The sequence below is a fragment of the Arthrobacter woluwensis genome (assembly GCF_030816155.1).
GTDB lineage: Bacteria > Actinomycetota > Actinomycetes > Actinomycetales > Micrococcaceae > Arthrobacter_E > Arthrobacter_E woluwensis_A.
This window is the reverse complement of record NZ_JAUSXR010000001.1, coordinates 684,095-707,896: the sequence shown is the minus strand read 5'-3', so window position 1 is coordinate 707,896 and position 23,802 is coordinate 684,095. Positions and strand designations below refer to the sequence as shown.

26 protein-coding genes are annotated in these 23,802 nt (G+C 68.6%); 13 read left to right on the top strand and 13 right to left on the bottom strand.

Annotation, left to right across the window (positions count from 1 at the left end):
* Positions 1-22 precede the first annotated feature (22 nt).
* Positions 23-691 carry a prepilin peptidase gene (locus tag QFZ52_RS03230; RefSeq protein ID WP_307496206.1) on the bottom strand — a complete coding sequence of 223 codons (669 nt, stop codon included), beginning with the start codon at positions 689-691 and terminating at the stop codon, positions 23-25.
* A 129-nt stretch (positions 692-820) separates the two neighbouring features.
* On the opposite strand from QFZ52_RS03230, the gene QFZ52_RS03225 reads away from it, so the two are divergent.
* Positions 821-1,471 carry a GNAT family N-acetyltransferase gene (locus QFZ52_RS03225; protein ID WP_307496205.1) on the top strand — a complete coding sequence of 217 codons (651 nt, stop codon included), beginning with the start codon at positions 821-823 and terminating at the stop codon, positions 1,469-1,471.
* A gap of 59 nt (positions 1,472-1,530) precedes the next feature.
* Positions 1,531-2,142, top strand: coding sequence for a dihydrofolate reductase family protein (locus QFZ52_RS03220; protein WP_307496204.1), 612 nt, complete (start codon positions 1,531-1,533; stop codon positions 2,140-2,142).
* A gap of 62 nt (positions 2,143-2,204) precedes the next feature.
* On the opposite strand, the gene QFZ52_RS03215 is transcribed toward QFZ52_RS03220, so the two are convergent.
* On the bottom strand, positions 2,205-3,608 hold the full coding sequence (locus QFZ52_RS03215; RefSeq protein WP_373425695.1) for a PhoH family protein: 1,404 nt from the start codon (positions 3,606-3,608) through the stop codon (positions 2,205-2,207).
* Between the two features lie 274 nt (positions 3,609-3,882).
* Here QFZ52_RS03215 and QFZ52_RS03210 point away from each other — a divergent pair, with 274 nt between their 5' ends.
* Positions 3,883-4,476: a GNAT family N-acetyltransferase gene (locus tag QFZ52_RS03210; RefSeq protein ID WP_307496203.1), complete on the top strand. Its 594-nt coding sequence runs from the start codon at positions 3,883-3,885 to the stop codon at positions 4,474-4,476.
* A 90-nt stretch (positions 4,477-4,566) separates the two neighbouring features.
* On the opposite strand, the gene QFZ52_RS03205 is transcribed toward QFZ52_RS03210, so the two are convergent.
* The gene (locus tag QFZ52_RS03205; protein WP_307496202.1) at positions 4,567-5,328 is read right to left on the bottom strand and encodes an isoprenyl transferase; all 762 of its coding nucleotides are present in this window, start codon (positions 5,326-5,328) and stop codon (positions 4,567-4,569) included.
* Between the two features lie 138 nt (positions 5,329-5,466).
* Between QFZ52_RS03205 and trhA the strand changes: the two genes are divergently transcribed.
* On the top strand, positions 5,467-6,162 hold the full coding sequence (gene trhA / locus QFZ52_RS03200; protein WP_307496201.1) for a PAQR family membrane homeostasis protein TrhA: 696 nt from the start codon (positions 5,467-5,469) through the stop codon (positions 6,160-6,162).
* A 125-nt stretch (positions 6,163-6,287) separates the two neighbouring features.
* Here the strand turns inward: trhA and QFZ52_RS03195 are convergent, their stop codons facing one another.
* From QFZ52_RS03195 to QFZ52_RS03180, 4 genes are all read right to left on the bottom strand, one after another.
* Complete coding sequence (locus QFZ52_RS03195; RefSeq protein ID WP_307496200.1) at positions 6,288-6,557, bottom strand: hypothetical protein; 270 nt, start codon at positions 6,555-6,557, stop codon at positions 6,288-6,290.
* Positions 6,558-6,648: 91 nt separating this feature from the next.
* Positions 6,649-7,836: an MFS transporter gene (locus tag QFZ52_RS03190; protein ID WP_307496199.1), complete on the bottom strand. Its 1,188-nt coding sequence runs from the start codon at positions 7,834-7,836 to the stop codon at positions 6,649-6,651.
* 341 nt (positions 7,837-8,177) lie between these two features.
* The gene (locus tag QFZ52_RS03185; RefSeq protein ID WP_307496198.1) at positions 8,178-8,438 is read right to left on the bottom strand and encodes a hypothetical protein; all 261 of its coding nucleotides are present in this window, start codon (positions 8,436-8,438) and stop codon (positions 8,178-8,180) included.
* A 35-nt stretch (positions 8,439-8,473) separates the two neighbouring features.
* Positions 8,474-8,905, bottom strand: a complete 432-nt coding sequence (locus tag QFZ52_RS03180) for a hypothetical protein (protein ID WP_307496197.1) — start codon at positions 8,903-8,905, stop codon at positions 8,474-8,476.
* A gap of 688 nt (positions 8,906-9,593) precedes the next feature.
* On the opposite strand from QFZ52_RS03180, the gene QFZ52_RS03175 reads away from it, so the two are divergent.
* The 6 genes from QFZ52_RS03175 (at position 9,594) to QFZ52_RS03150 (ending at position 15,789) form a co-directional block, all read left to right on the top strand.
* Entirely contained in the window at positions 9,594-10,313 is a 720-nt protein-coding gene (locus QFZ52_RS03175) for a FadR/GntR family transcriptional regulator (protein WP_307496196.1), read from the top strand.
* A gap of 99 nt (positions 10,314-10,412) precedes the next feature.
* Complete coding sequence (locus QFZ52_RS03170) at positions 10,413-11,471, top strand: asparaginase (RefSeq protein WP_307496195.1); 1,059 nt, start codon at positions 10,413-10,415, stop codon at positions 11,469-11,471.
* A gap of 10 nt (positions 11,472-11,481) precedes the next feature.
* Complete coding sequence (locus tag QFZ52_RS03165) at positions 11,482-12,918, top strand: aspartate ammonia-lyase (RefSeq protein ID WP_307496194.1); 1,437 nt, start codon at positions 11,482-11,484, stop codon at positions 12,916-12,918.
* A 98-nt stretch (positions 12,919-13,016) separates the two neighbouring features.
* Positions 13,017-14,546, top strand: coding sequence for an amino acid permease (locus QFZ52_RS03160; RefSeq protein WP_307496193.1), 1,530 nt, complete (start codon positions 13,017-13,019; stop codon positions 14,544-14,546).
* Positions 14,547-14,690: 144 nt separating this feature from the next.
* Positions 14,691-15,467, top strand: coding sequence for an AzlC family ABC transporter permease (locus tag QFZ52_RS03155; protein WP_307496192.1), 777 nt, complete (start codon positions 14,691-14,693; stop codon positions 15,465-15,467).
* The gene (locus QFZ52_RS03150) at positions 15,460-15,789 is read left to right on the top strand and encodes a branched-chain amino acid transporter permease (RefSeq protein WP_307496191.1); all 330 of its coding nucleotides are present in this window, start codon (positions 15,460-15,462) and stop codon (positions 15,787-15,789) included. Before QFZ52_RS03155 ends, QFZ52_RS03150 begins: the two co-directional genes overlap by 8 nt.
* A 28-nt stretch (positions 15,790-15,817) precedes the next feature.
* Here the strand turns inward: QFZ52_RS03150 and QFZ52_RS03145 are convergent, their stop codons facing one another.
* The 3 genes from QFZ52_RS03145 to QFZ52_RS03135 form a co-directional block, all read right to left on the bottom strand.
* A complete protein-coding gene (locus QFZ52_RS03145) occupies positions 15,818-17,986 on the bottom strand; it encodes a thioredoxin domain-containing protein (protein ID WP_307496190.1) in 2,169 nt (722 codons plus the stop codon).
* 185 nt (positions 17,987-18,171) lie between these two features.
* Positions 18,172-18,660, bottom strand: a complete 489-nt coding sequence (locus QFZ52_RS03140; RefSeq protein ID WP_307496189.1) for a hypothetical protein — start codon at positions 18,658-18,660, stop codon at positions 18,172-18,174.
* Between the two features lie 178 nt (positions 18,661-18,838).
* Positions 18,839-19,783: an alpha/beta hydrolase gene (locus QFZ52_RS03135; protein WP_307496188.1), complete on the bottom strand. Its 945-nt coding sequence runs from the start codon at positions 19,781-19,783 to the stop codon at positions 18,839-18,841.
* Between the two features lie 121 nt (positions 19,784-19,904).
* Here QFZ52_RS03135 and QFZ52_RS03130 point away from each other — a divergent pair, with 121 nt between their 5' ends.
* Positions 19,905-20,372: a MarR family winged helix-turn-helix transcriptional regulator gene (locus QFZ52_RS03130; RefSeq protein ID WP_307496187.1), complete on the top strand. Its 468-nt coding sequence runs from the start codon at positions 19,905-19,907 to the stop codon at positions 20,370-20,372.
* Positions 20,373-20,484: 112 nt separating this feature from the next.
* Here the strand turns inward: QFZ52_RS03130 and QFZ52_RS03125 are convergent, their stop codons facing one another.
* A complete protein-coding gene (locus QFZ52_RS03125; RefSeq protein ID WP_307496186.1) occupies positions 20,485-20,805 on the bottom strand; it encodes a hypothetical protein in 321 nt (106 codons plus the stop codon).
* A gap of 142 nt (positions 20,806-20,947) precedes the next feature.
* Positions 20,948-21,859: a mycothiol conjugate amidase Mca gene (gene mca, locus QFZ52_RS03120; protein ID WP_307496185.1), complete on the bottom strand. Its 912-nt coding sequence runs from the start codon at positions 21,857-21,859 to the stop codon at positions 20,948-20,950.
* A gap of 72 nt (positions 21,860-21,931) precedes the next feature.
* Between mca and QFZ52_RS03115 the strand changes: the two genes are divergently transcribed.
* A complete protein-coding gene (locus QFZ52_RS03115) occupies positions 21,932-22,372 on the top strand; it encodes a DUF4307 domain-containing protein (RefSeq protein WP_307496184.1) in 441 nt (146 codons plus the stop codon).
* Positions 22,373-22,522: 150 nt separating this feature from the next.
* Positions 22,523-23,017 carry a transcription elongation factor GreA gene (gene greA / locus QFZ52_RS03110; protein WP_307496183.1) on the top strand — a complete coding sequence of 165 codons (495 nt, stop codon included), beginning with the start codon at positions 22,523-22,525 and terminating at the stop codon, positions 23,015-23,017.
* 99 nt (positions 23,018-23,116) lie between these two features.
* Here the strand turns inward: greA and QFZ52_RS03105 are convergent, their stop codons facing one another.
* Entirely contained in the window at positions 23,117-23,677 is a 561-nt protein-coding gene (locus QFZ52_RS03105; RefSeq protein ID WP_307496181.1) for a hypothetical protein, read from the bottom strand.
* Between the last annotated feature and the right edge of the window lie 125 nt (positions 23,678-23,802).

Below are 23,802 nucleotides of genomic sequence, written 5' to 3'. Positions count from 1 at the left end.
TGGTCCGTGCGTCAGCGTTTCCTCAGGCGGGCAGCGCCAGCGCCACGGCGGCGCCGGCGATCATGAACGGTCCGAAGGGGATCGAGTCACGCCACCCCACCCGTCGGACCAGCACCAGCACCAGGGCTGTGAGCCCGGCCAGGGTGAACGCGAGCAGCGTCCCGAGCAGCAGCGGCCACCAGCCCACGTACCCCAGATGCATGCCGAGCACCCCGGCGAGTTTCACGTCTCCGAAACCGAGGCTGGGCGGGCTGACGGCGCGCAGCAGAAAGTGGAACAGCCACGCGAGCACGCCCCCGGCGACCACGCGCAGACCCCAGACGCCCCAGAGCGGCGCGGCCAGGTCCGCCCGCTGCTCGAACAGGGAGTGCAGCCACTCCGCGGAGCCCGGCGCACCGTGGCTGGTGAAGCCCCCGGGACTGAAGACTTCGTTCGCGGACGGAGCGTAGGCGACCCAGCCGAAGTCGATCGGGAGGTTGCCCGCGCACACGCACGCCGCCAGCAACAGCACGCCCGAAACCGCCGCCCAGGGCAGCATGAACCGGTCCGGGAGGAGGCGGGTCTTCGCATCGATCCAGGCCAGGCGCCCCGCCGCGTAGACGAAGAGCAGGAGGACGAGGGCCAGGAGGATCGAAGCGGCGAGCGGCCAGCCTGCGCCGAGGTTCCAGAGCTGGGTCATCCGTGTGAGCATGGGCCGACTCTAACGGGGCTGCCGTGGCAGGGCCATTCACAGCCAAGGCCCTCCGGTTCTCCCCCGGCCACCGCGGGCCTGGCGGTCCGCCGCGTTGGCCAGAGCAGCGCGTTGGCTAGACTCGTCGCCATGCTGACTCTCGAGGAGATCTTCCCGCCCTTCGGCCTGGTGCTGCGCACTCCGCGCGTGGAGCTGCGCCTGATCCGCGACAACGAACTCCCCCAGCTCATCGAGGCGGTCCGGTCCGGTATTCACGAGCCCGGCAAGTCCCCGTTCTCCGTCGCCTGGTCCGAGGCGCCGGACCACGAGCTCCCGGCGAACACCGCGCAGTTCCACTGGGGCGCGCGTTCCCGGTTCACGCCCGAGAACTGGGACCTCGCGTTCGGGATCTGGCACGACGGGGAGCTGATCGGGTCCCAGTCCCTCATGGCCAAGGAGTTCGCGGCGTTCCGGGTGGTGTCGAGCGGGTCCTGGATGAGGAAGTCCTCGCAGGGGCAAGGGCTCGGCAAGGAGATGCGTGCGGCGATTCTCCTCTACGCCTTCGACCACCTCGGCGCCGAGGTCGCGGAATCCGCCGCTGCGGTGTGGAACGAGCGGTCCCTCGGTGTCTCGCACGCGCTGGGATACCGGGACAACGGTCTGCACCGGGAGTCGTCCGCGCAGGGTCCCGCCGAGATCCAGCAGCTCCGGCTGGACGCCGCGGACTTCCGGCGGCCCGACTGGGAGCTGGAGGTCGAAGGTCACGAGGCTTTCGCCCGCTTCATCGGCCTGGACGCCTGAGCGCACTGCTCCACCCGCCGTCGCGCCCCTACGATGAAGCGAGGAAGGAAGTGGCCCCCATGAAACTGACCACCATGACGCAGGTGACCGTCGATGGCGTCGCGCAGGGCAATGGCGGAGCGACGGAGCAGGACCTCCGGAACGGCTTCACCCGGGGCGGCTGGGCGATGGGCGCGTTCGACGACGAGACGTTCGGTTACATCGTCGAGACCTATCAGCGGGCCGGCGCGTTCCTCTTCGGCCGCACCACCTACGACGTGTTCGCGCCATACTGGGGTTCGATGCCACCCGGCGGTCACGCCATCGCCGATGCTTTGAACAGTGCCCCCAAATATCTGGTCTCATCGTCCGAACCTGAGACCCCCTGGGAAGGCGCCACCCGGCTCAGCGGGGATCTGGAAACCCGGATCCGGGAACTGAAGGACGCGCCGGGCGGCGAGCTCCAGGTCCACGGGAGCGTCAAGCTGGTCCGCTGGCTCCTGGAACGCGGACTGGTGGACGAACTGACCCTTCTGGTGGTTCCCGTCGTGCTGGGACAGGGCGATCGGCCGTTCCCGCAGGACGGTCCGGACCTTGCGCTCGAACTGCTCAGTTCGCACACCGACAGCCGCGGTGTGCTCACGCTCGTGTACCGTCCCGCCGGCCCGCCCACCTACCCGAATCGCCACTAGGTGCCCGTATCCGAGGGAATACGGGCACCTCATGGCGGTTCGCGTGGGGTGGGAGCGGCGGTCTAGATCTCCGCGCCTTCCAGCAGCTCCGTGACGAGGGCAGCGATCGGCGAGCGCTCGCTCCGCGTCAGGGTCATGTGCGCGAACAGCGGGTGCCCCTTGAGCGTCTCGACGACGGCGGCGATGCCGTCGTGGCGTCCGACGCGCAGGTTGTCGCGCTGCGCGACGTCGTGGGTGAGGACGATCTTGGAATTCTGGCCCATGCGGCTCATCACGGTGAGGAGCACGTTCTTCTCCAGGGACTGCGCCTCGTCCACGATTACGAACGAATCGTGCAACGAGCGTCCACGGATGTGCGTGAGCGGCAGCACCTCCAGCATGCCGCGGTCCATGACCTCCTCGACCACTTCCTGGGAGACCAGGGCGCCGAGGGTGTCGAACACGGCCTGCGCCCAGGGGTTCATCTTCTCCGCCTCGGACCCGGGCAGGTACCCGAGCTCCTGGCCGCCAACCGCGTACAGGGGCCGGAACACGACCACCTTCCGGTGCTCCTGACGCTCCAGGACCGCCTCCAGGCCGGCGCAGAGGGCCAGCGCCGACTTGCCGGTTCCCGCCCGGCCACCGAGGGACACGATCCCGACCGTGGGGTCCATGAGCATGTCGATCGCCAGGCGCTGTTCCGCCGACCGTCCGTGGAGCCCGAACACGTCCCGGTCGCCCTTGACGAGGCGCACCTGCTTGTCCGCGCCCACCCGGCCCAGGGCCGAACCACGCGGCGAGAGCATCACCAGACCGGTGTTCACCGGCAGCTCGGCGGCGGCCGGGATCAGCACCGGTTCGTGGCCGTAGAGGGTGGAAACCTCGTCCTCGGTGACGTCCAGCTCGGACAGGCCCGTCCAGCCGGTGTCCTTGACGAGTTCGTTGCGGTATTCGTCGGCGGCCAGGCCCATGGCGGAGGCCTTCACGCGCATGGGCAGATCCTTGGACACCACCGTGACGTCGTGGCCCTCATCGGCGAGGTTCTTCGCCACCGCCAGGATCCGCGCGTCGTTGTCACCGGACCGGAAGCCGGCCGGAAGCACCTCGGCGCTGATGTGGTTCAGTTCCACCCGGAGGGAGCCGCCGTCGGTCCCGAGCGGGATGGGCCGGTTGAGGCTGCCGTGCTCCACGCGGAGGTCATCCAGCAGCCGCAGCGCCTTGCGGGCGAAGTAGCCCAGTTCCGGGTCGTGACGTTTGCCTTCCAGCTCGGCGATCACGACCACCGGAACGATCACCTCATGCTCGGCGAACCGGAGCAGCGCCCGCGGATCGGAGAGAAGAACGGAGGTGTCGATCACGAAACTGCGGCCGGTGGGCGCCGGGTCCGTCCCGGTCGCGGAACGCCCCCGCGTGGTGCGAGAGGTAGCTTTCTTCGCGGTGCTCTTCTTGGCACCGGTGCCCTGCGCCGTGTCGTTCGCGGTGGTCACATCGGAAATAGCCACATCAACTCCAGCCCCGGGCGCTCGCCCGGATTGATCTAGGTGAGGCGGTCGGCCCGGAGGCCGGATCCGGCCTCCCCCGCAGCTGGTGCGATTCCTCGCTCCATGGATGGCCTCCCGTGGCGCCGGGAGTGTTCCCCGGCGTTAGGACCACGCTAACCCCGGCGGCCCGGCCACGACAGCCGCCACGGCAAGCGCGGCGTTAATTTTCCGTGAACGGCCGAGTCCGGGACCACCCGGGGCATCCCGATAGGCTGGCTTCATGGCGACGACGACGATGCAGGAATGGGCGAGCGGGCTCTACACGGGCGAACTGACGGTGCTGCGGGGCATGCTTCCCGAGGATCTCCCGGAGCTCACGGGCTGGTGGAACGATCCCGGGCTCGCCGTGCTCCAGCGCTACACGACCTCGCCGCTTCCCACCGAGGACATCACCGAGCTGTTCCAGCAGTGGAGCAAGAACGACACGATGAAGGCCGCGGGGTTCAGCATCATCGCTCAAAGCGGCGAGATGTCCCAGGGTGGCGAGCTGGTGGGGCACGTGACCGCCTGGGGCATGAACCCGCGCGTCCGGACGGCGACGCTCGCCATTATGATCGGCCCCCGGTATCAGGGGCAGGGTTTCGGCGGGGACGCCCTGCGCGTCATGCTGCGGGTGGTCTTCGAGGAGATGGCCGCCCACAAGGCCGCCCTGGACACCTGGTCCTTCAACGACCGCGCCCTGCGGCTGTACCGTTCGCTCGGTTTCGTGGAGGAGGGCCGGGAGCGGGACGCCGTGTTCCACCGCGGCGAGTTCCACGACAAGGTGCATCTCGGCATGCTCGAGTCCGAATACCGCGAGCGGTACCGCGGCTAGGCCCCGCGCCGTCGTCGTTGTGTGCTCAGTTGTTGCGGGTGTTTCGCGGAATCACCCGCAACAACTGAGCACACAACGCAATAGGCACAGTCAAGTCCCGAAGCGGCGCTGCCGGCCCGCGTAGTCACGGAGGGCGCGGAGGAAATCGACCTTGCGGAACGCCGGCCAGAGGGCCTCGCAGAAGTAGAACTCGCTGTACGCGCTCTGCCACATGAGGAAGCCGGACAGACGCTGCTCTCCAGAGGTGCGGATCACGAGATCCGGATCGGGCTGTCCCGCGGTGTAGAGGAACCGGGAGATATCCTCCACCGTGAGCGAGGAGGAGAGGGTTTCCAGGGTCTCGCCTCGTCCGGCGGCGTCCTTCATGAGCGCGCGCACGGCGTCGACGATCTCGCGCCGTCCGCCATAACCGACCGCCACATTGACGTGCACGGCCTCCTGGACGGGAGTCTTGTGGGTGAGGCGGCTGAGGCGTTCCGCGAGGTAATCCGGGAGCAGTTCCGGGGCGCCCATCGCGTGGACGGAGATGTTCTCGTCCTCGTCGAGGCGGTCGAGCGTGTCCGCGATGATCGTCATGAGCTCGTCGAGCTCTTCGGAGGAGCGGCTCATGTTGTCCGTGGAGAGCATGTAGAGCGTGACGACTTTGACGCCGAGTTCCTGACACCAGTGCAGGAACTCCAGGATCTTGTCCGCGCCGGCCTGGTGCCCCCGGCTCGAGGGGGCGTTGAACTGCTTGGCCCAGCGCCGGTTGCCATCCACCATGACCCCGATGTGACCCGGGATCCGGTCCTTGGCCAGCCCGTGTTCCAGGCGGCGCTCGTACATGCCGTAGAGGAAATCCTGAATGCTCATCAAGTCCCACCTCTTCCGTTCGCGCGTACCCGCGCCGCGGGACTTCCGAGTCCAAGGCTACCGCCTGAGAGAGGCACTCCGGGGCAGCATTCAGGTTACTCGTCGGTAACCTACGGAAGCGTAAGTTAGCATGGGACCATGCGGTCAGTAGCTCCACACCAGCCCTCCTCCCCTGCCGCCCGCCTGGCGGCCCGCGCCGAAATGCTGGCCATCAAGCCCGCCTGGCGGGGATGGATCCACGCGGTGGCGGCGCCTCTCGCCCTGGCGGCGAGCATCGTCCTGATCTGCCTCGCTCCGACGCCGGACCGGAAGATCGTGTCGGCCGTCTACGCCTTCACAGGCCTCCTGCTCTTCACGGTCAGCGCGATCTACCATCGCGGCAATTGGAGCCCGAAGGTCAAGGCCATCCTCAAGCGCCTGGACCACACGAACATCGTGCTGGTCATCGCGGGCAGTTACACCCCTCTGGCCTGGACCCTGCTCGACCGCCCGACGGCGAGCCTCGTCCTCTGGCTCGTCTGGGGCGGCGCGCTGGCCGCAGTCGCTTTCCGGCTGCTCTGGCTGCATGCCCCCCGCTGGCTCTACGTCCCCATCTACGTGGCCCTCGGCTGCGCGGCGCTGCTTTTCCTTCCGCAGTTCTTCGCGGCAAGCGTGCCCGCCGCGATCCTGATCTGCTGCGGCGGCGCGTTCTACATCGCGGGCGCCGTCTTCTACGGGCTCAAGCGCCCGAACTTCAGCTACCACGTCTTCGGCTTCCACGAGCTCTTCCACGCCTTCACGGTGCTCGGCTTCACCTGCCATCTGATCGCGATCTTCTTCAGCGTTCTGGGCTGAGGCTGCGCGGCGTCGCGCGCAGCCGGCACTGTCGTGCACGACGCCGGGCGGCGCCTGGTGCTCTGAGGCCGGCGGTGCCGCCCGGCGTCGTCTGCTGGAGCCGTTCGCGTCAGCGAGGCAGCCGCTCAGACCGGGTGCGTGAACGCCACAGGCTTCCCCGCCGATCGCGCGTAGGCGATCTCGCGCTGTGTCGACTCGCCGACGTAACCACCGGGGTTGATGACCACGACGCGATCCGCCAGGTCGATCTTCCGGATGTGGAGCTCACCCAGGAACGCCTTCCGCTCGTCGGTGAGCGCCTCACCGGACCAGGCTGATTCGACCGGAGCGACCACGATCGCCCCGGCGAGGCCCAGCTCCCGCTGCGCGGCCCGGAACTCCTCCGCGAACCTCATCGACCCACAGAGACACACGATCTCCGGCCGCGCAGTCGCCAACTGCCCTATCACCGGCCGCCCAATCTCCGGTTGCGCGATCTCCGGCAGCTCAGTGCTCTCGGACACGGGCCGCTCCCCTCTCCTTGGCGCCAGACCTGCCGGGCAGGGCCAGCGCCGCCAGCGAAACACCGGCCATGGTCAGTGCCGCCAACCCTACTCCCCACGGTATCGAGGTCTGTTCGGCAACCCAGCCGGCCACGACCGGGCTGAGGACGAAGGCCGAGTACCCGACGCCGTTGGTGAGGCCGATCGCGCGCCCCTCGGATCCGGCCGGCGCGTACCGGCCCGCCAGCGACATGCCGAGGGGCACGATCGGCGACAGGGCGAATCCCACCAGACCGAACCCGAGCGTCGCGACCCAGCCGCCGGTCAGCCAGAGGGAAGCCACCATGGCCAGCGCGGACATCGCTCCCGCGCCGAGGAGGACCGCCCGATCACCCCAGCGCGTCACCGCCCGCTGAGAGACCGACCGGCCCAGCCAGGACGAGAAATGGAACACCGCGATCGTCAATCCGGCGAGCCACGCCTGCGCACCGGCTTCGTGACGCACCAGGACCGCCAGGAACGTCTCCAGGATGCCGTCGCCGAAGAAGCACAGGAAGACGATCGCCACCGCGATCAGCACGCTCGCCGGAAGCCGCACGCCTCCGAGCACCGGAGGCCGGCCGCCGTGGGGCACCGCCGGAGTGACGGGCGGCAGCGGCTGCCGCAGAGTCCAGATGCCGGAGACGATCAAGACGACGCCGAGGAGCGCGAAGGCCGGCCGGAAGCCGGCGCCGACCGCGCTCCCCACGGCGCTCAGCGTCGCGCCCACCGCGGCCGCGAGGCTGAACCAGGAATGGAATCCGACCATCGACTCCTGCGCAGTGGAACGTTCGAAGTCGGACCCGATGGCGTTGGCCGCGAGGTCGAGAAAGCTGATGAGCAACCCGTACGCCAGGCAGGCGAGGAGGAACTGGACATAGTCCGCGACCGCGGCGTTGGCGAGGAAGCTGCCTCCGGCGCCCACGAGCCCCGCCACGAGCAGAGGACGGCGGCCCACCCTGTCGATGAGCAGCGCGCCCGTGGTGAGGGTGAGGATCCCGGCGGCCGCGCCGACGCCCGCGCTGATGCCGAGTTGCTCCGGGCTGAGGCGGAGGACGACGGCGACGTCGGCCCATTGGACGGCGCGCACCCCCACTTGGAGGCCGAGCAGGGAAAAGGTGACGGCGATGAGCCGTCGGTGAGATGCATGCATGAAGGAGTCTCCTGAGGGAACGTCTGAGAAAGGCGTCCACCCCGGGAAATGCCGACAGACCTGCCGATGGCAGGCTGAGGGTCAGATGTCAGGGGGTGGGACGCATGAACGGGTCATGCGTCCCGCGTATTTCACCCTCGCCGGTCACGACGTCGAGAACTCTCATCACGGGGCACAGCCTAACAGCGCGGCGGGTGCTGCGGAGAGGGCACTTCCGCGTCCACCGCGCCCCGCGTTGCGGCGGCTCGCGCCCGTGAAAAACGCCGATGCGTAAGAGAAGCTGCACAAGAAGATCGCCGAGGGTTCCACCCTCGACGATCTTCAATGGGACATCTCAATTACTACTCTCCGTCGACTTGCGAGTTCTCCAACTTCCGAAGACGACTCTCAAAATCAGAGAGCAATCCAATCAGATCAACGACCAGATATTCGGCTGTGACACCCTTCTCGCCGCGAGAACGCAAGGCATTGTTGCGCTCCCGGATTCCCGAGAGAAAAGCCTTTACGGAAGGAGTCAAATTCTCCGACATCGTCTCGATGCTCAAATCCAAGGCGCGAGAGAACTGCTCGTCAAAGTCGTTCGAAGAAGAAGACACAGTCATCCGAATAGTCCTTTCGTAAGCAAAACTCGACGAAATTAAACGCTACCAGGGGACGATGACAACCAGCCATGTCCCGTTCCCTTCAGGGTTCTCAACGCATGCCGCGAACGGATACCTGGGGGCTCAATCCCAGCGGCGAGGAACACATAGGCCAGGCCATTCAGTGCTACCAAGTCAGGGGTCGAGGAGAAGTTCGGATCTCCTTCGAGCTGGTCGGCGACGTGACCAGCGGCTGTCGTCACCATGGCACACCACACTGCTTCGCTGTACTCCATGTGCTCAAGCCCCGCGTGGGTGTATTTGGTCACTGCGCCTTTCTCTTGGCCGTAAATGTCAGACGACACGACCGTTCCACCGGTGAAGTGACAGACCACCACGTGGGCTGCTTCGTGACGCGCCAGTCCCTCGATCGTAAGACCAGTCTTAAAGCGGTGGCGTGCGATATCCGCAGCCCGCGCCATCACCATCCTTCCTCCCGTCGCCAGGCAGGCTGCGGGCAACTACAACCTGTGCCACAGTGGCGCCATAGACCTTGCTCACGGCGGCCATCTCCCTGGGCATCGGTGACGATGCACCAGTGACGTACGCGCGGGTCCCCCAGGGTCCGACGCCCCGGAAGGGGCTGTCACTGACAACTACGGGACGGCGTCGGCCCATGACGGTCTTAGTACGCCAGATCAGACCGCAGATCACCAGCAGAAGGATCACGACCAGACCAAACGTAGCCACCGTTCCGAGCGGATTTTCCGCGTAGGACACGCCGATCGCCCGGAGCATGGCTGTGGCCGGACCCACCGCGATGATGTACCAAACGCCCACCGCAAACACACCTGCGGCGAAAACGGGCGGGACGATGAGCAGAAACGTCCTCACCGCAGAACGGAGGCCCTTACCGGATAGTGGTCCAGCGGCCCGCCTCTCCTTCACCCTTGAAGAGTGGCCGCTTCCGGGGACGTTCTGAACCTTGCCGGCCATGGGCCCTGCTCCTTCTCCCATGCTCTCGCACACATGGGTTTACCCCGATCAGGGCCTGGGACAGGCTCCCGCCTCAAACGGAAAATGTGAAGTCGAAAACCCAGCCAGACCGAAGCCAGCCGAACCGCACCGGACGGCTCCCGATTGACAGCCCCTTGTGACCCGGGCCATACTCGACACATGAACCTGTCAGACAGCATGACAGCCGGACAGAGCACGAAGGCAGCGTCGCCTTCTCCTCTGGGCCGTGTCAGCGCCCAGGAGGCCGTGCTCGCGCGGCTCCGGGAGAGCATCGAGGACGGCACCCTCGCGGTCGGCAGCAAGCTCCCCTCCGAAGCCGCCCTCGCCTCCGGATACGGCGTCAGCCGCTCCGTGATCCGCGAAGCCCTCCGGTCCTGCGCCGCCCTCGGCCTGACCGAGACCCACACCGGCAAGGGCACGTTCGTCGTCTCCGCGCGCGTCTCCACCGACCTGGTGCTCGGCCGCTATTCCGCCCGGGACCTCACCGAGGCCCGCCCCCACATCGAGGTCCCTGCGGCGTCGCTGGCCGCTGAACGCCGCACCGAGGACGATCTGGACACCCTGCGCGGCATCCTGGACGACATGCTCTCCGAGGACGATCCGGAGGCCTGGGTCGTCCTGGACTCGGCGTTCCACCTCCAGATCGCCCGGGCCAGCGGGAACAAGGTCTTCGAGACCGTGGTGAGCGATCTCCGCGAAGCCCTCGGCAAACAGTCCGGCACCCTGAACCTCCTGGCCGACCGTCAGCGCGTCTCCGACGAGGAGCACAGCGCGATCCTCGCGGAGATCGAGTCCGGCTCCCCCGACGGCGCAGCGCGCGCCATGAGGGACCATCTCGCCGCCGTGACCGCCGCCATCGACTCCCTCGACGGAGCCTGACCGGCGCCACGACCCCGCCGGGCCGCCCAGGCCCGGCATGACTCAGCCGGGACCACCCAGACCCGGCACGACCCACCCCCAGCAAGGAAGGCGCCACCCATGCCCGACGTCCCGTCCCACGTCCCTCTGGCCACGCTGAGCCGTGACCAGCGCGTCGAAGGGGTCCACTACGGCTCATTCGCGGTCGTTTCCCCGGACGGGGAGCTGCTCTTCGGCGCCGGGGACCCCCTCACCCCGATGTACCCGCGCTCCGCGCTCAAGCCGTTCCAGGCCGTCGCGATGCTGCGGGCCGGGCTCGAGCTGCCGGATGACCTCCTCGCACTGGCGTCGGCCAGCCACAGCGGAGGCCCCGAGCACCGCGACGGCGCGCACCGCATCCTGGAGCTCCACGGACTGACCGAGGACGCCCTGGCGAACTCCCGCGACCTCCCCTACGGCGTCGCCGAGCGCGAGCAGTGGCTCCGCGACGGCGGCTCGGCGGATCAGATCTGCCAGAACTGCTCCGGGAAGCACGCCGCCATGGCCGGCGTCTGCACGCTGAACGGCTGGGCGGTGAAGGGCTACCTCGATCCCGGCCACCCGCTCCAGCGCCTCGTCGCCGAGACGGTCACCGAGCTCACCGGCGAAGAGCCCGCCCAGTGGTCCACCGACGGCTGCGGCACTCCCCTGCCGGCCCTCAGCCTCACCGCGATGGCCCGCGGCTACGGGCGTCTGGCCCGCCTCGCCGCCGAAGCCGCCGAGAACGCCGGAGCCGACGACGGCGCGGCGGCACCGTCTGCCGACCGTACCGGCATCGACGCGGCCGCCGCCGCCGTCGCACGCGCCATGATGCGGCACCCCGAGATGGTGGCCGGCGAAGGCCGCGACGTCACGGCGCTCATGCGCGCGCTGCCGGGCTTCCTCGCCAAGGACGGCTTCGAGGGCGTCCAGCTCATCGGGCTCCCCAGCGGCCACGCGGTGGCCGTCAAGATCTCCGACGGCGGAGACCGGGCGCGCATGCCCGTGGCCATCCGCGCGCTGGCCTCCCTCGGCGTCGACGTCGAACCCGTGGCGGCCCTGGCGGCCCCGCCCGTGCTGGGCGGCGGCGTGGTCCGCGGCCACCTCGAAGCCCTCGACGCCGCCTTCCCCGCTCCCGTCCCCGCAGCCCAGACCCGATAGGACGAATGCCATGACCATCGCCCCCACCCCCATCGCCGACGAAGCGGTCGCCGACGGATTCCGCAGCGAACACGATCTTCTCGGCAACCGCAACGTCCCCCAGAACGCCTACTGGGGCGTGCACACCCTGCGTGCCGTGGAGAACTTCCCCATCACGGGGCAGCGCCTCTCCAGCAACCCCCACCTGATCCACGGCCTGGCCGCTGTGAAGCTCGCCGCCTCCCGCGCCAACCGTGAACTCGGCCTGCTCGACGCCGAGAAGGGTGCGGCGATCGAAGCGGCCTGCCTGGACATCATGGCGGGTCAGCTGGACGACCAGTTCGTGGTGGACGTGATCCAGGGCGGCGCCGGGACGTCGTCGAACATGAACGCCAATGAGGTGATCGCGAACCGCGGGCTCGAGATCCTCGGTTTCCCCCGCGGCGACTACGCCCACCTGCACCCCAACGATGACGTGAACCTCTGCCAGTCCACCAACGACGTGTACCCCACCGCGGTGCGCATCGCGACGGCACGCGGCATCGAGGGTCTGCTGAGCGCGCTCGAGGAACTCCAGGAGGCCTTCCGGGTCAAGTCCGCGGAGTTCCGCACCGTGGTCAAGATGGGCCGCACCCAGCTGCAGGACGCCGTGCCCATGACGCTCGGCCAGGAGTTCGGCAGCTTCGCCGTCACCATCGGCGAGGACCGCGAGCGCCTGCGCGAATCCGCGCGGCTCATGTATGAGATCAACCTCGGCGCCACCGCGATCGGCACCGGGCTCAACGCTCCCAGCGGGTATGCCGAGTCCGCCTGCCGCCACGTCGCCGAGGCCACCGGCCTGCCGCTCGTGACGGCGCCGGACCTCATCGAGGCCACCTCGGACATGGGCGCCTTCGTGCACCTGTCCGGCGTCCTCAAGCGCGTGGCCGTCAAGCTCTCCAAGATCTGCAACGACCTGCGGCTACTCTCCAGCGGTCCGCGCGCCGGTTTCGGTGAGATCAACCTGCCGGCCGTCCAGTCCGGCTCGTCCATCATGCCTGGCAAGATCAACCCGGTGATCCCGGAGGTCGTCAGCCAGGTGGCCTACGAGGTGATCGGCAACGACGTCACCGTGACCATGGCCGCGGAGGCGGGCCAGTTGCAGCTCAACGCCTTCGAACCGGTGATCGTGCACAGCCTCCACAAGAGCATCACGCACCTCGAAGCGGCCTGCCGGACCCTGACGGCACGCTGCGTTCAGGGCATCACCGCCAACACGGCACATCTGCGCTCCACCGTGGAGCACTCGATCGGCCTGGTGACCGCGCTCAACCCCCAGCTGGGCTACGCGGCTGCCACCTCGATCGCTCAGGAAGCACTCGCCAGCGGGCGCGGCGTGGCCGAACTCGTCCTGGAGCGCGGCCTGCTCTCGGCCGAACGGCTGGAGGAGCTCCTCCGCCCGGAACGCCTCGCGAATCTGTCCTCTTGACACCCTCCCCCGGGGGTGCGTTGCGTGCAAACTCGAAGAAACCCCGGCGAAACGCACCTCGTGAATACTGATCTCCCCACCACTCACCGAAAGGACCCATGATGTCCTCCTCCGGAAGCTCCCCGAGTCCACAGGCGGTCCCTGACCACCTGGAGGACGGCGGGCACGCCCACTCGACCGACCACGTCCTGCACGCCGAGGACGCCGGCTACCACAAGGGCCTCAAGAACCGTCAGGTCCAGATGATCGCCATCGGCGGCGCCATCGGAACCGGACTCTTCATGGGCGCCGGTGGGCGCCTGGCCGCGGCGGGCCCGTCCCTCGTCTTCGCGTACGCGATCTGCGGCGCCTTCGTCTTCCTCATCCTCCGCGCCTTGGGCGAGCTGGTGCTGCACCGCCCGTCCTCCGGCTCGTTCGTCTCCTACGCCCGTGAGTTCTTCGGTGAGAAGGCCGCGTTCGTCTCCGGCTGGTTCTACTGGATCAACTGGGCCATGACCACCATCGTGGACACCACGGCCGCGGCCCTCTACATGAACTTCTTCGGCAAGTACGTGCCGTGGATCGCCGCCGTCCCGCAGTGGGCCTGGGCTCTGATCGCCCTTGTGGTCGTGCTCTCCCTGAACCTCGTCTCGGTGAAGGTGTTCGGCGAGCTGGAGTTCTGGTTCGCGCTCATCAAGGTCGTCGCCCTGGTGTCCTTCCTCCTGGTGGGCATCTGGCTGGTCATCTTCGGCACCCCGACGGGCGCCCCCACCGGGTTCTCCCTCATCACGGACAACGGCGGCATCTTCCCGAACGGCATGATGCCGATGATCCTGCTCATGCAGGGTGTGGTGTTCGCCTACGCCTCCGTGGAGCTGGTGGGCACCGCGGCCGGCGAGACCGAGAACCCGCAGAAGATCATGCCGAAGGCCATCAACTCCGTGGTGTTCCGCATCGCGGTGTTCTACGTGGGCTCCGTCATCCTGCTCTCGCTCCTCCTGCCGTACACGGCGTACCAGAAGGGTGTCAGCCCCTTCGTGACGTTCTTCGGCTCCATCGGCGTGCAGGGCATGGATTCGATCATGAACCTCGTGGTCTTGACCGCGGCTCTGTCCTCGTTGAACGCCGGCCTGTACTCCACCGGCCGCATCCTGCGCTCCATGGCGGCGGCCGGCTCCGCGCCCAAGTTCGCATTGCGGATGAACAAGGCGGGTGTGCCGTACGGCGGCATCGCCATCACCGCCGTGGTCTCCCTCCTGGGCGTCCCGCTGAACTACCTGGTGCCGGGCGAGGCCTTCGAGATCGTCCTCAACGTCGCCTCCGTGGGCATCCTCGCCTCCTGGGCCACGATCATCCTGTGTCAGATCCAGCTGCAGCGCTGGGCTGCCACGGGCTGGCTGGAGAGGCCGTCGTTCCGCATGCCGGGCGCCCCGTACACGGGCTACGTGACCCTGGTGTTCCTCGCGCTGGTGCTCATCATGGTGTTCATCGACTCCCCGTGGACCCTCCTCGCCACGGTGGTGGCCTGCGGTCTGATGGTGGTCGGCTGGTTCGTCTGCCGTGACCGGATCCGCGCCATCGCCGAGGCCAGGAAGGGGTTCACGGGCGCCGCTCCCGTGATCGCCAACCGGCCGACGCCTCGCGGCTGAGGTGCGCGAAACTCGCTGAAGCACCCCCTGACGCACGACGACGGCGGCCACCCCGGCCGCCGTCGTCGTGCGTTTGCGCTGTCCCGGCGCAGTCCGACTGGCCACGCGTCCGCAGGTCACCGATGCGTTCCCTAGGATGGTGGGGTGCCCCAGCAGAAACCCGGACCCGCAAGCCCACCACCCGCCCGGTTCGCAGGGCTGCGCGCGGCGCTGTCCGAGGCCGGGATGGTCTGCCTGGGTTTCGTTCCGCTCGGCATGGGCCTCGGCGTCCTGGTCACGAACCACGGGCTGCCCTGGTGGGTGGCGCCGCTGCTGTCGGGGGTGGTGTTCGCGGGGTCGGTCGAGTTCATTCTGGTGGGGCTGCTGGCATCGGCCACCCCGGTGCTGAGCATCGCGGTGACCACCTTCCTGGTGAACTCACGGCACCTCTTCTACGGCTTCTCGTTCCCCCTCGACCGGGTGCGAGGCCGGCTCGCGAAGACGTACAGCATCTTCGCACTGTGCGATGAGGCTTTCGCGCTCCTGTCCGGCCGCAGAGGGGAACGCGCGAGTTCTTCGCAGATCCTCTGGACCCAGCTGTTGCTGCAGGTCTCCTGGGTCTCCGGCTCGGTCCTGGGCGCGCTGCTCGGTTCCGGCTTCCTGGGCAGCATCAAGGGCCTGGGCTTCCTGATGGTCGCGTTGTTCGTCGTGCTGACGATCGACGCTTTCCGGGCCCGGCCCGACGTGGCGCTCGTGGCCCTGTCCGCGGGGTCGGCGGTCCTGGCGCTGCTGCTCGCCCCCGGTCAGATGCTCCTGGTGGCCCTCTGCCTGCTGTTCGCCGGACTGCTCCTGCGGCACTGGCGAGAGTCCCGCTGGGCCGGCAAACGCGGGCACGGCGATGAGGGCGGCCCCTCGGCCCTCGCGGGAGGCACCGATGACTGACGTCCCGTACCTGCTGCTCGCCGTCGGCGCGGCCGCCGCCGTGACCTTCGCGCTGCGCGCCATCCCCTTCGCCTTGAAGGGTGCGCTCAAGGACTCACCGCTCCTGGCCGACCTCCGCGTGTGGATGCCGCTGGGCGCCATCCTGATCCTGCTCTTCTACGCGGTGAGCGGCGTGGACTTCGGCGGTTCAGGCCACGGCATCCCGGAGATGGCCGGCATCGTGGTCACGGCCCTGACCCATTGGTGGCGGCGCAACGCGATCCTCAGCATGGCGGCGGGCACCGCGGTATGCCTCGTGCTGGCGAACCTGGTGTTCGTTTGAGCAGAGGCGCGCTTAGCGCAGGACCCAGTCAGCGCAGCCCGGCCCTCAGCTCCTCTGGTGAGTCCACGGGGGCGTGGCACACCATCTCGCGGCACACGTACGCCCTCGGCGTTCCGTCCGGTCCGGGAGTCCGGCCCTCGAGCAGTGGCACCCGGCCGGAGCCCTCACCGATCGCGATGACGACCCCTGGCCGGGCACTGCCGAACACGGCGTCGAGCAGGCCGTCCCGCTCCGGCCCGGTCTCTCCGACGACGGCGACCTCCAGAACTCCGAGCAGCCCGGCCAGCTCGACGGCGAGCGCCGCTCCGGCCACCCGCGGCTGACCGGACGCCGCGTCGGACGCCGTCCGGGCCAGTCCGAGCGCCCGGTCCCGCAGTGCCGGGTCGCCGGTGAGGGCCGCAAGCGTCTGCCACGCCCCGGCCAGCGCCGACACCGGCGCCGGTGTCGCGCCGTCGAAGAGGTCGACCGCCGAGCTTCCGCCGTAGGCCGCCCGCAAGGGCTCGAGGTCTGTGGAGCTCTGCCGGAGGTCCTCGTTCAGCACCTGGCCGTCGCGGAGCAAGCCGGATTCCACCGCGTCGGAGAGCTCGCGGGCCCACGCGTACCAGGTGGCATCGCCCGTCCCCTGGTACAGCGCGAGCGCGGCTTCCAGGGTGTGCACGTAGTCCTCGAGCAGGCCCGCCACCGGCCCCGGACGTCCCTCGTGGGACACCCTCGCCAGCGACTGCGTCCCAGGGTTCCAGTGCACCTCGCGCAGATACCGGGCGGCGGCCCCGGCCCGCTCCACCCATTCGGGCCGCCCGAGGACCCGGCCGGCCTCGGCGAGGGCGGTGATCGTCATGGCGTTCCAGGAGGCGACCACCTTGTCATCCACCGCCGGACGCGGACGCGTGGCCCGGGCGGCGAGGAGCACCGGGCGCGCGCGGTCGAGGAGTGAGCGAGCGTCGTCGTCGAGGGCGCTACCCGGGTGCAGCGGCGAGCCGAGCGCGGAGACGCTCCCCCGCTCGGCGACGTGCAGCAGGCGGGCCAGGTGCAGGCCGTCCTCGCCGAGGAGTTCGAGCAGCTCGGCCGGGGTCCAGAGCGCGAACGCCCCTTCACGCTCATGCAGCCCGACGTGGGTCAGCCCGGCGCGGTCCAGTTGTTCCGGGGACGGCTCGGAGTCGGCGTCGAGGGCGGAGAGGAACGCGGCACTCGTCCCGGAGGCCAGTCCGCCCTGGTCCGCGGGGGTGAGCAGGAAGCCGGCCAGGGCCTCGACCACGGCTGCGGCTTCCGCTTCAGGGAACACGGCCTCCCCGGCTTCGCGTGAGGCGGCTCCCTCGGGCGAGCGCAGCAGCCGGACGTAGCGGGCGTAGGCGCGCAGGAGCAGCGCATTGTCGTAGAGCATCTTCTCGAAGTGGGGCACCGACCAGTCCCCCGTCACGGAATACCGGCAGAAGCCGCCGTCGAGCTGGTCCCGCAGAGCGGACCGGGCCATGGCGGCGAGCGTCCGGGCCGCCAGTCCCCCGGCCTCTTCGGCTCGCGGCAGCCCGCTCGCGGCGTGGTCGAGGAGGAACGGCAGCAGCGGACCCGGCGGGAACTTCGGCGCCTTGCCGAATCCTCCTTCCGGCGACTCCAGCTCCCCCAAGCGCACGACGGCGGCGGCGAGCCGGTCCGCCGCGCCGCCGTCGTCGGCCGGAGCGGCCGTGAGGTGAACCGGCGAGGCGAACTCGCTCAAACCCTGGGCGAGGCGGGAGGCCTGCTGCTCGACGGCGTCGCGGCGCTCCGTCCACGCTTCGGCGACGGCGGCGAGAACCTGGCTGAAGGCGGGCATGCCGCGGGCGGGCCGGGGCGGGAAATAGGTGCCGGCGTGGAAGGCGCGGCCGTCCGGGAGCAGGAAGACGCTCATGGGCCAGCCGCCCTGCCCTGTCATGGCCTGCGTGGCGCTCATGTAGACGGCGTCGACGTCGGGACGCTCCTCACGGTCCACTTTCACCGGGACGAGGTGCGCGTTCAGGTATGCGGCCACCGCAGGGTCATCGAAGGATTCGTGGGCCATCACGTGGCACCAATGGCAGGCCGCATACCCCACGGAGAGGAACACCGGGACGTCCCGTGCGGCGGCCTCTGCGAAAGCCTCCGGGCCGAAGACGTGCCAGTCCACGGGCTGCTCGGCGTGCTGACGGAGGTAGAGGCTGCTCTGTCCTGCGAGGTGATTGGCCATGCAGTCACCGTAGCCCGGCGCGGCCGGCCCTGGCGACGGGGGCGTCACGAACGGGCCGCACTCACGACTGCCCCCACCCCCACCCCCCGACCCCACCCCGATCGACTGCTCCATAGGATGTCGTTTTCCCCTCGATTCTGGAGATTTCGGCATCGTATGGAGCAGTCGATAGGGGATGGAGGGGATCACCGACGGCGCTTCGCCACGGGAGTCCCCGACCGGCGTCGTCGGTCGCATCGGATGACCAGCCCGAGCATCAGGAGCACGATCACGGCCTCTATCGTCAGCCACCAGCTCAGATCGGACGCCGTGAAGCCGCGGCTGTCGCCGGTCCCGACGGTCGCCCGGTACACCCCGATCCCGACCACGAAGACCGACACCGTGATCACACAGACCTCGCCGACCCGGGAGCCCTCGATCGAGGCGATCTGCACGGCGAGCAGGCTGATGAGCAGCGCGGCGAGCGCAATGACCCCGGCGACCAGCGCCACCTGGGCACTCGTCTCAGGGTCGATATAGGTGTTCTTCCGGCTCGGCGGGTCGAACGTCACGGCAAAGGTGAGGGCCGCCGTGAGGCCGATCGTGAGCAGTGTCCCCCACACCACCGACCCCAGGCTCGGCTTCCGCGGGGCGGGCTCGCGCGCGGACGTCGGCTTCGGGGCGCGGCTTGTCATGCGGCTCATCGTAAACCGCGGAGCCGGCGCGGCGAGGAATCTCCACCACACCGGCCCCGCTCCACCCGAACATCGACTGCTCCACAGGATGTCATTTCGCCCCTCATATCGAGGGATTTCAGCACCCTATGGAGCAGTCGATCAGGCCGGGCAGTCGATCGAGCGGGAGCAGTCAGACTCAGACCAGCGCCGACTTCAACGTGCTGATCGCCAGCTCCATGGCCGCGCGCGCACCGTGGGTATTGCGCAGAGCGTCCAGCATCACGAAGTCATGGATGACGCCGCCCACCCTGATCTGGGTGACCGGGACGCCGGCTTCGCGCAGCTTGGCCGCGTAGGCCTCGCCCTCGTCACGCAGGACGTCGGCTTCAGCGGTGATCACGAGCGCAGGCGGGAGCCCGGCAAGTTCCTCCGTGGTGGCCCGCAGCGGGGAAGCAGTGATCTGGTTCCGCTCGGCCTCGTCGGTGGTGTACTGATCCCAGAACCACTGCATGGCGTCGCGCCGCAGGAAGTACCCCTCGGCGAACTGGCGGTAGGACTCGGTGTCGAACGACGCGTCGGTCACCGGATAGAACAGCACCTGCTGCTTGAACTCGACCCCGCCCCGCTCCTTGGCCATCAGGGTCAGGACGGTCGCCATGTTGCCGCCCACGGAGTCGCCGGAGATCGCGAGACGCGAACCGTCCAGCCCCTTCTCCGCACCGTGCTCCACGATCCAGCGCGCCGTGGCGAAGTTCTGCTCGATCGCGTGCGGGTAGCGCGCCTCGGGCGACAGATCGTACTCCGGGAAGACGACGGCGGCGCCCACTCCCACGGCGAGCTCACGGACCAGACGGTCATGCGTCGCCGCATTGCCGAACACCCAGCCGGCGCCGTGCGTGTACAGCACGACCGGCAGGGTCCCGGTAGCCCCTGCGGGGCGGACGATGCGAGCGGACAGCGGCCGGTCGCCGCCGATCTCCACCCATTCCTCATCGATGGCCGGCTTCTCGACGCCCTCACCGGACTGCACGTCAAGGACAGCCTTGCGCCCTTCCACGGGGCCGAGGTCGAAGAGGTACGGAGGCTCAGCGGTGGCGGCCGCGAACTCGGCGGCGGCGGTTTCCAGGATCGGCTGGGACATGGCGTTCACTCCTTGATCAATGGTGCGCAAATTACCTTGCACGCAAGGAACCTATCCGAGTTTCACCTTGCGCGCAAGGTATCTATCGAAAAAACTTGCGCGCAAGTTGTACCGTGGACGTATGGCGACACCTCAACACGGCCTCGATCTAGGCGACCAGCTGTGCTTCTCCCTCTACACCGCACAGCGCCTCGTGACGGCGGCCTACCGCCCGATCCTCGACACCCTCGGGCTCACGTACCCCCAGTACGTGGCGATGCTCGCGCTCTGGGAGAAGGCGCCCCAGACCATGGGTGAGCTGGGCGAGAAACTGGGCCTGGACTACGGCACCGTCACCCCGCTCATCAAGAGGCTCGAAGCGACGGGACTGGTCATCCGCGAGAAGGTCCCGGAGGACCAGCGGAGCGTCCAGGTGAACCTCACGAATGCCGGGCAGCACCTCCGGGACAAGGCGGTCACGGTGCCGGATGCGATCGCGGACGCCATGGCCCTCGACACGGAGGAATTCCAGACGCTCAAGGACTCCCTGGAACACCTCAGCGCCAACGTGGCGCAGCGCCTGGGAAGCCGCGCGCCGTCCTCGGACTGACCCTCACGGACTGACCTTAGAGACGCGCGACGACGCCGGGGCGCCCCGGCGCGTCTCCGCGCTTCAGGGGCGCGCGGCTCAGTGGATCACCGGGCTTAGTGGAGCACCGGGCTCAGCGGGCCTCGCGCGGGCCGTTCTCGCCGTCGTCGGTCACGGTCGGAGAGCCGTGGTCCGGCTGCACGCCGTCCTGCCCAGCACCCTCCAGCTGAGTACCGTCCTGCTCCGCAGCCTCGGCGAGTTCGCCGCGGTAACGGACCCGGCGGATGCGGCGGACCATGTCGACGATCAAGAACGCCATGATGATCACGATGAACGCCGTGGCGAGGAAGCCCAGCAGGCCCGGGGTGACCATGTCCTGCGTCAGGCCCGGCTTCAGGCCCGGGAGGGGGCTGGGGCTCGGGTCGTTGGCAAGTTGCACAAGCTGCTGGTACACGCTTCACACCTTCAGGTTCTGGGGGACTCCCCCAATTCTACGCCGGATAGAACTGCCCGGAGACCGGGCCGGGCCCCGGTCGGATGCGGTCGGGGCCGCTCGGCCGAATGGCCCGGCGCGGCACCCCTCGGCCACCCCGCCGTCAGCGGAGGCCGGCGAACAGATCCGTCTCGGGCACGGTGTCCCCGACCTTCGAATCGATCAGAGCGAACTCCTCGTACGGCCAGACGCGCCGCTGCAGCTCCTCGGGGAACGCGAAGAAGAAGCCGTCCGGGTCGATCTGGGTGCGGTGTGCCTTGAGGGCCGCATCGCGCCGCTCAAACCAGGCGCCGGCGTCGATCCGGGTGGTGGGAATGTGCAGCGGCTCGGCCTTGGACTCAAGCCAGCCGTCGATCCACTCGAGGCCCTGGATGTTGAGGCCCTCGGCCCGGGCGGCGTCCCGCAACGCACGCATGCGCTCCAGGCCGAGACCGCAGTCGTAATAGAGCTTCGAGGGCTGCCAGGCGGCACCGGTGCCCGGATAACGCTCCGGGTCGCCGGCGGCGTGGTAGGCCTCCACGGCCACCTTGTGGGACATGATGTGGTCCGGGTGGGGGTAGCCGCCGTTCTCGTCGTAGGCCACCACGACGTGCGGGCGGAACGACCGGATGAGGCTCACGAGAGGGGTGGCCGCGACGTCGAGCGGCTGCAGCGCGAAACAGCCGTCCGGAAGGGCCGGCAGCGGCTCCCCCTCGGGAAGGCCGGAGTCCACGAAGCCGAGCCAGGTCTGCTGCACGCCGAGGATCCGCGCGGCGTTGTCCATTTCGAGGCGGCGGGCGCCGGCCATGTCCCGCTTCGGGTGGGCCTCGTCCACCACGTGCGGGTTCTGGATGTCGCCGCGGGAACCGTCGGTGCACGTGGCCACCAGGACCTCGGCTCCTTCGTCCACGTATTTGGCCATCGTGGCGGCGCCCTTGCTCGACTCGTCGTCCGGGTGGGCGTGGACGAACAGGACGCGGAGGGTCTCCCCGTCGTCGAAGACCCGCTCCGGGGTGGCGGGGGCAGCGGCGCTCATGGCGGCCTCCTGTGAAACGGCCCGGCACCGACGGCGGACAGCGCGCGGGTGACGAGGAACTAGACTGGTGTGGTGACGCCGAGCCAGAGCCCAACGCCGATGGAGTCCAGCCTATCCAATCGCTACGGCCGCCAGAAGCGGTCGGTCACGCGGCGTACCAAGCTGCTGATCCTCGTGGCGGCCCTGGTGCTCGCCGTGGGCGCGGCCGGGTTCCTGGCGATCCGGAACTCCGTCAGCACGGTGGACTTCAAGACCGTGAGCTTCAGCGCCAATGACCCCTCCTTCGCCGAGGTCGACTTCCAGGTGTCCAAGGACCGGGACAGCGCCGCCGTGTGCGCGATCAAGGCGCTGGATGACCACTACGCCGTCGTCGGCTGGAAGTACGTCGACGTCCCGCCCAATGCGGCGGACTTCGGCGCGGAGAACGGCCAGACCACGCAGCGCCGGGTGACGGTCCGCACCGAATCGCTCGCGGTGTCCGGCGTCGTCGACAGCTGCTGGCTGAAACGCTGACCATTCCGGCGCCTGCCGCCGTTGACTTTGGTTTGTCCACCGCTTTGCCTACACTAGGCGAATACCTTTGCCCCGTTGACCTGGTTTGCCCGTCATCCAGCGGCCAGTCAGCGGGGTTCTTTGTGGCAGTTGATCAAGAGGAGTTCTCACGTGTCCAGCACCAATAGCGCATCCGCCGCGTGGCTGACCCAGGAAGCCTACGACCGTCTCAAGGCTGAGCTGGAGCACCTGTCCGGACCGGGCCGAGCCGAGATCGTTCAGAAGATCGAGGCCGCTCGCCAGGAAGGCGATCTGAAGGAGAACGGCGGCTACCACGCCGCCAAGGAGGAGCAGGGCAAGATCGAGGCCCGCATCCGCCAGCTGACCGTCCTGCTCCGCGACGCCCAGGTGGGCGCGGCACCCGCCGACGACGGCGTCGTCGAGCCCGGCATGCTGGTGGTCGCGAAGATCGCCGGCGATGAGGAGAAGTTCCTCCTCGGCTCCCGCGAGATCGCGGGCAGCTCGGACCTGGACGTCTTCAGTGAGAAGTCGCCCCTGGGCTCGGCCATCATCGGCCACAAGGAGGGCGACACCCTCTCCTACACCGCGCCGAACGGCAAGGAGATCTCGGTCGAGATCATCTCCGCCAAGCCGTTCACCGGCTGATCTCCTCTCTCTTCTTCGCGAGGGAACAGTTGAGGCCCCTACCCGGCGTGGGTGGGGGCCTCAACTGTTCCCTCGCGCTGATGGGGACGACGACGGCGGTCAGATCCTCGTGGGCTGCGTCACCAGGAGTGCCCACTGGGCCCCGCGCGGCGCCGTGACGGTCACATCCATGGTGCCGTCGGGTGGGGCCGGGGTGTCGAAGCTGACCATGGACACGCTCCGTGAGCCTGCACAGGATCCACTAGTGCCAAAGTCATTTCCGACCGTGGGATGCAAACTGAGCATGATCTCGCCCTTGCCGCGGCACTGCACGGTATACATGCCTCTCCCCTTGAGCATGTCCCTGATCTGGACCGTCCACGACGTCTGCGTCATCCGGTCGACCTTGAGCACCACGTACTGGGTCACCTTGGACGTGTCCATGATCAACGGGCCGGAGGTCGGCGGAGGGGGCAGCATCGGAGGTTCCGGCGGCGGCTGATCCGGCGAAGGAACCACCGGTACCGGGAGGGGAAGCGTCGGCGTCGGCTCGGCCGTCCACCACGGCATGGACGACTTGTCCGGAGGCGCGGCATACGGTGTGCAGCCGGCCAGCAACGGCACGACCAGGACCAGGATCAGCCAGCGCCTGGCGCCCGCAGCAGTATGTTCCCCCGACATGCCCCGAGCCTAGACGCACAGCCACCCGCCGTCGAGCACCCCTTAAACATCGACTGCTCCATACGATGCCATTCCGCCCCGATTTTGAGGAAAAACGGCATCGTATGGAGCAGTAGATCTATGAG